This is a genomic window from Sporomusa sp., assembly GCF_057736855.1.
On sequence record NZ_JBYKYF010000221.1, the window covers coordinates 1 to 5212 of the forward strand.

Below are 5212 nucleotides of genomic sequence, written 5' to 3' on the forward strand. Positions count from 1 at the left end.
TGTCGTCGACCTTGAATCAGCCCAGATTATTGATCGGTTGCATGTCGGCCGCTCACTGTCCCGCCTGTACTTAGTTCCTGACAGTCAATTGGCCATCGGCACCAGTAATTTATTTGCTGATTTAAGTCTTATAGATTTAACTGGCGGGCCAATTTTGGCTGTCACCAATACCAAACGACAGTTGTTATCTAACATTGCTATTCTGCCGTATTAATTCGCTATATACCTGCCAAACCTTGCCATGCTTGATTACCATATGCGGTGATACCCAACCGTATTAATTCGCTATATACCTGCCAAACCCCTCCCACAGTTGCGGGAGGGGTTTTCTTTCTGTCAGTACTATTTTATTTTTCCCAGCTGACGTGGCCATTTGCCCCCCCACTTATACTTAACCGGCTTACTGTCTGTGGTAATCGTCGGCGACTGAACAGGCAAATCCACCTTCTCATCCATCTTCTCGGCAGCTATCACCTTATCCTCAATAGCTGTTTCAAAATCAGCAGCCTCTTGATCAACAGGTTCAGATACTGCCGGCGCAACAACTACTGGGTCAATTACGGTTTTGACGGCTGGTTCAGGTGCCGTCTCAACAAGTGTTTCAATAGCTGTCTGGCTTGTTGTCTCAATGGGTTTCGCAACTAGAGCCTTTTCGTTATCCTCAGAAACAGGTTGCTCAGCTATCATTTTTTTCTTGACTTTTTCTGGTGAGTGGCTAAAGCCGCTATTAGCAAAAGATACCTTAATTGGGGACTCACGTTTTGGTTCTTCCCAATTGTTCAATCCCATGGACTCGGATTCTTCAAAAAACTCATTGTCCACTACCATACCAATATCCTCGGAAAAATTTGGTTGTAGTAGCGGCTCTTCTTTGATCACAGATTTTTCCATCATGGCCAAAACCAGCAGGAAGTGGTCAGCCTCCCGGCGGATATGGTCAGCCATTAAAGCCGGCATAGTGGTTAGCATCCGGTTCTTACAAATCATATCATAATTTGCCTGTTTAAAATCTCTGAGTCGAATAGTAGTTGATCGGCTATCCTGCAAAAAACGGGCAAAGGCAGGTACATCTGGAGCTTGATGTTCAAAAAAGCCTATATAACTTCGCCCCTGAATTGTCAGGTCATCAAACTCTGCTTCAAATTCGCGAACAACATTAAGGAGGCTACGCTCTGTCGGGTCAAGACGAACACCAATAAACTTAGTATGATCAGCCATGAGTCTTAGCCAAAAATCAGTTTCTCGCGCTTTGACAACAGATAGCTTTTTGCCTGCACGAAGTTTGTCTAAAATCGCCATAAAATACTCGGCTTCTCTAATAAGATGGTCAAAAAACAGCGGTGGTAGTGCGCTGCCCAGTTTATTGGTCAGCGACAAACCCAGTAATAGCCGCTTAAACCGGAGGAGTTCCTTTAGTGAGCTAACAATATCTGCAATTAGCTCAGCAAATTTCTTTTCACTCGTCAGTTTCTCAATCCGTACACGCAAAGACTTAAATTCCCGTTCAAATGCCGTAGCCTCTTCTATTAAATCAGGTTTGTCATACGGCAAATTGATTTTAATGAACAGCGCATGCTCTTCCATAATCTGCAGCCAAAATTTAACTTCTTCCATGTCTAGCGGCGGTACTGGCGGCACTTTGCCTTTACCAGACGTGTAACGCGGCATAGCAACACACTCCCATAAAAAGCATTTTAGTGTATTGTATGCTGGGTAGTGCAGGAGTGATATCCAATAATATTACAATAATATTACTTAGTTTGCGTAAAAGTCACTTCACAACGGTAAATAGGCTGTCCCAACAAACTAAATTTTGTCTCATATTCAGTCATAACATTACCAATAAAGCCGCTATTATGAAGATCATAGGTAACTTGTTCCGGTTCGAGACCAAACTCACGGAACTGCTCTAGCGAAAATTCAAATAGATCTCGGTTATCGGTTTTAAAAAATAATTGTCCGCCTGGCTTTAATACCCTACGATACTTTTCCAAAAATGTAATATGAGTAAGTCGGCGTTTAGCATGACGTTTTTTGGGCCAGGGATCACAGAAATTAATATAAATACGGTCAATTTCCCCTGGGGCAAATATTGTCAAAATGTCATTTACATTAAATACTAGCAAGCGAACATTGCTTAACTCTTTCTCCCGCACTTTTTTAGCTGCATAGTAAAGAACATCTTGCTGGGCTTCAATTCCGACAAAATTAACTTGATTATGCTGCTCAGCCATTTCGGCAATAAACTTGCCCTTGCCTGTACCTAATTCAACATGCAGCGGCAGTTGATTGCCAAACAAATCACGCCATTTGCCTTGCAGCGTTTCGTCAGGATTCTGTAATACTATGTCAGAAAAGCCTCTGATTGCTTCAGCAATCCATGGCTTTTTTCTCAATCGCAAACTGTCTCCTCCTTACCTTTGGTTAATACCATACATCACTCGCACCAGTAAAGCTGACAAATCCTGTGTAACCAAGGAGTAACTGGTCAGGCTTACTCCTTGTCTAAGCCATATTTTTTCAGATACCGATACAACGTAACACGGCTGACATCAAGCATATTCGCTAACCGGCTGATATTACCGCCAGCCGCTTTCCAGGCTTCAACGAAAGCCGCCTTGTCTTCTTTCCAGGCTTTACTTACTCCCTGTTCACCAGGCATAACAATGTCAGCCCGGCTGATAGTCGCAGCTGTCGTCCGGAAAAATGCCTGTTCTACCACGCCCTGAAGCTGCTTGATATTGCCTGGCCAATCATAACTCATAATGAGCTGGATAGCATCTGGGGATAACTCCTTGGGCTGCATATTGTGCAGGGTTGCCAGTTCCTCAATGATATGAGAAGCCAACCTCGGGATATCCTCCCGTCTGGCCCTAAGTGCTGGTACCCGAATTACTGACCGGGAGATAATATCGTACAATCTTGCGGAAAATACACCTTTTTCCACCAGACGTTTTAGGTCTGTATCACTGGCAGCAATCACCCGGACATCAATAGGCCGACTCACCGTTTCGCCAGAACGGAAAATAAAACCTCTTTCAAGGGCTTCTGCCAGCTTATCTTGTAATACGGATGACAGTTTTTCCACCTCATCCAAAAACAGCGTTCCACCGCTGGCCAATTCCAATTTTCCCTGCCGGCCTTCGGCTTCACTACCGCCACGACCAAAGAGCTCTATTTCTAACAAGTCAGATGGCATATCGCCGCCTTTTACGGAAATCAGCGGACCAGCCGCACGCGAACTGGCCTGGTGAATACCGTGCGCCAATCGTTGTTTACCGGTTCCCGGCTCACCCTGAAGCAGTACCGGATAATCATGTCTGGCGATACGTCCAGCCTTATCCAGCATAGTGTTAAACACCGGGCTGTTGCCTACCAGGCTTGATAAACTATATCGGGCAGTATACCCTGCTGTATGGGCAACTAAGGTACGCAGATCCTCGATAGGCATGGTTACGGTTACAACACTGTCTACTTCTCCCTCATCACCCACAAGTGGTACAACGGTAGTAATATCTTCATACGTTTTTCGCGGCGTTATCCAGGTTGCCTCCCGGTTATAGGAAGGCACACCCAAAAAGCCTTTGTATATAGGAGTATGATGATAATTCAACAGCACAGTACTTAAATTAGGCCCTTCTTCTTTGTCCTCGCTACCTAACGGAACAATTCCTGACAACCGGCTGTGACCGAGCTTATTTGCATAGGCCACTTCGCCTCCAGGTAAAATATGATACACGGCCAGCGGCACTGCGTCTAAAATGGTATGTTTGGCATTGAGACTGCTGATCAGTTTTAGATGCTGTTCCATAGCATATTTAATGCTCATTACCAGGGCCACCATGGCACTATATGGCAGTTCTTCCTGCTGAACCGATACCACGGTAACAATAAATTTCACCTGATTGTCAATAATAATCGGAACCGAACAAGCATCCCCATTTTGGCATTCTTTAATCCACATTTCCGGTCCAAACATCAAAAATGGAACCTTGTTCCGGTAGGCAATTCCGATGCTGGAAGTGCCGATATCCACTTCTTGCAGCCGTGCGCCTTCTAGTTCCCCAGCCGTTTTTTGGTAAAACGGCATAGCATAGTTTTTGAGGGCATACAATTCCTGATCTAACAGCAGCATGCTTAAATTGTAGGTGGTAAAATGCTCCTTGATTTCATCATATAGCCCGTCGAGAAAAGTAATGGCTGAACTATAGCGCTGCCGACGTTTTTCAAGCTCTTCATCAGATAATTTGACAGTAAGGCAGAAAGTATCCCGCCTTACCCCGGCCGCCTGGCTGCGTTGCCAAGATTCACCTACCCATGGATGGACATTGGGATCAATAATACCTTCGCTAACAAACTTATTATAATACATTTCGAGTTTTGTTTTATTACGGCGTTCGCGAATCATATGTACCTCCACATCCTAAAAATAATATCACATAAATCCCGTAAATTCATACTTACCGACCGGAATATAAGCAAACAGAAGACGGGGATGTACCGGCCCCGCCTCCAAACTTATGTACGATAGGTGCCAATATCCTCACTAAAGTGCTGAATAACAGTCTTAAACTCAGTGATTTTGCCCATCATATCGTGCAGCTTTTCATTGTAAACGTGTACCGAAGCACTCACTTCTTCAGTTGCTGCTGAATTTTCCTCAGAAATAGCAGCTAAGGATTCAATCTTGCCATACACTTCGTTGAGGCCAGTCATCTCCTGTTCCAACTTGTTAATCATATCCACAATGTTTTCGGCAACCAAACGAATGTTTCCGACATGGCGGGTATTTTCAGCTACTACTTCCTTCATCTGCCGAGTCTCAGTTTCTAAGATTGCGAATTCCTCTTCAATCATGCTGACAACACTGCTAATGATGTTCATCAAAACCTTTAAGTCATTGGAGATGCTTTCTGAATGCTGGTGGGACTGCTCAGCCAGCTTACGAACCTCTTCGGCTACTACCGCAAAACCGCGTCCCTGTTCACCCGCCCGGGCGGCCTCTATTGCTGCATTAAGTGCTAAAAGATTGGTCTGACCGGCAATAGCAGCCACCATCCCGGTAATTTCAGTAATTTTAGCAGCCTGATTTTGCAGGTGTTCAGCAGAACGCTTAACCTCACCAAACTTACTGAGACTTAGTTCCAGCTTATCGCTGGATGCTTGGACTTCAGCAAACCCCTTATTGATTTGATCTACTGCCACTTCGAAC

At 44.6% G+C, this 5212-nt stretch carries 4 protein-coding genes and 1 pseudogene; 1 reads left to right on the forward strand and 4 read right to left on the reverse strand.

Features of this window, described 5'->3' with window-relative positions:
• A pseudogene (locus AC29Z1_RS13065) lies at positions 1 to 214 on the forward strand (hypothetical protein); the annotation flags it as partial.
• 128 nt (positions 215 to 342) lie between these two features.
• Here the strand turns inward: AC29Z1_RS13065 and AC29Z1_RS13070 are convergent.
• The 4 genes from AC29Z1_RS13070 to AC29Z1_RS13085 all read right to left on the reverse strand — a co-directional run.
• On the reverse strand, positions 343 to 1668 hold the full coding sequence (locus AC29Z1_RS13070; RefSeq protein ID WP_488271894.1) for a DUF2935 domain-containing protein: 1326 nt from the start codon (positions 1666 to 1668) through the stop codon (positions 343 to 345).
• Positions 1669 to 1751: 83 nt separating this feature from the next.
• Positions 1752 to 2402 (reverse strand): tRNA (guanosine(46)-N7)-methyltransferase TrmB, encoded by a 651-nt coding sequence (trmB, locus tag AC29Z1_RS13075; RefSeq protein WP_488271895.1) that lies wholly within the window; start codon positions 2400 to 2402, stop codon positions 1752 to 1754.
• Between the two features lie 92 nt (positions 2403 to 2494).
• Complete coding sequence (locus tag AC29Z1_RS13080) at positions 2495 to 4408, reverse strand: sigma-54-dependent Fis family transcriptional regulator (protein WP_488271896.1); 1914 nt, start codon at positions 4406 to 4408, stop codon at positions 2495 to 2497.
• A 110-nt stretch (positions 4409 to 4518) separates the two neighbouring features.
• On the reverse strand, positions 4519 to 5212 hold a 694-nt coding region (locus AC29Z1_RS13085; protein ID WP_488271897.1), incomplete at its 5' end, for a methyl-accepting chemotaxis protein.

Coding starts and splice junctions, on each gene's coding strand:
- AC29Z1_RS13070 (WP_488271894.1), bottom strand. CDS start 1,668: ATGCCGCGTTACACGTCTGGTAAAGGCAAAGTGCCGCCAGTACCGCCG.
- AC29Z1_RS13080 (WP_488271896.1), bottom strand. CDS start 4,408: ATGATTCGCGAACGCCGTAATAAAACAAAACTCGAAATGTATTATAAT.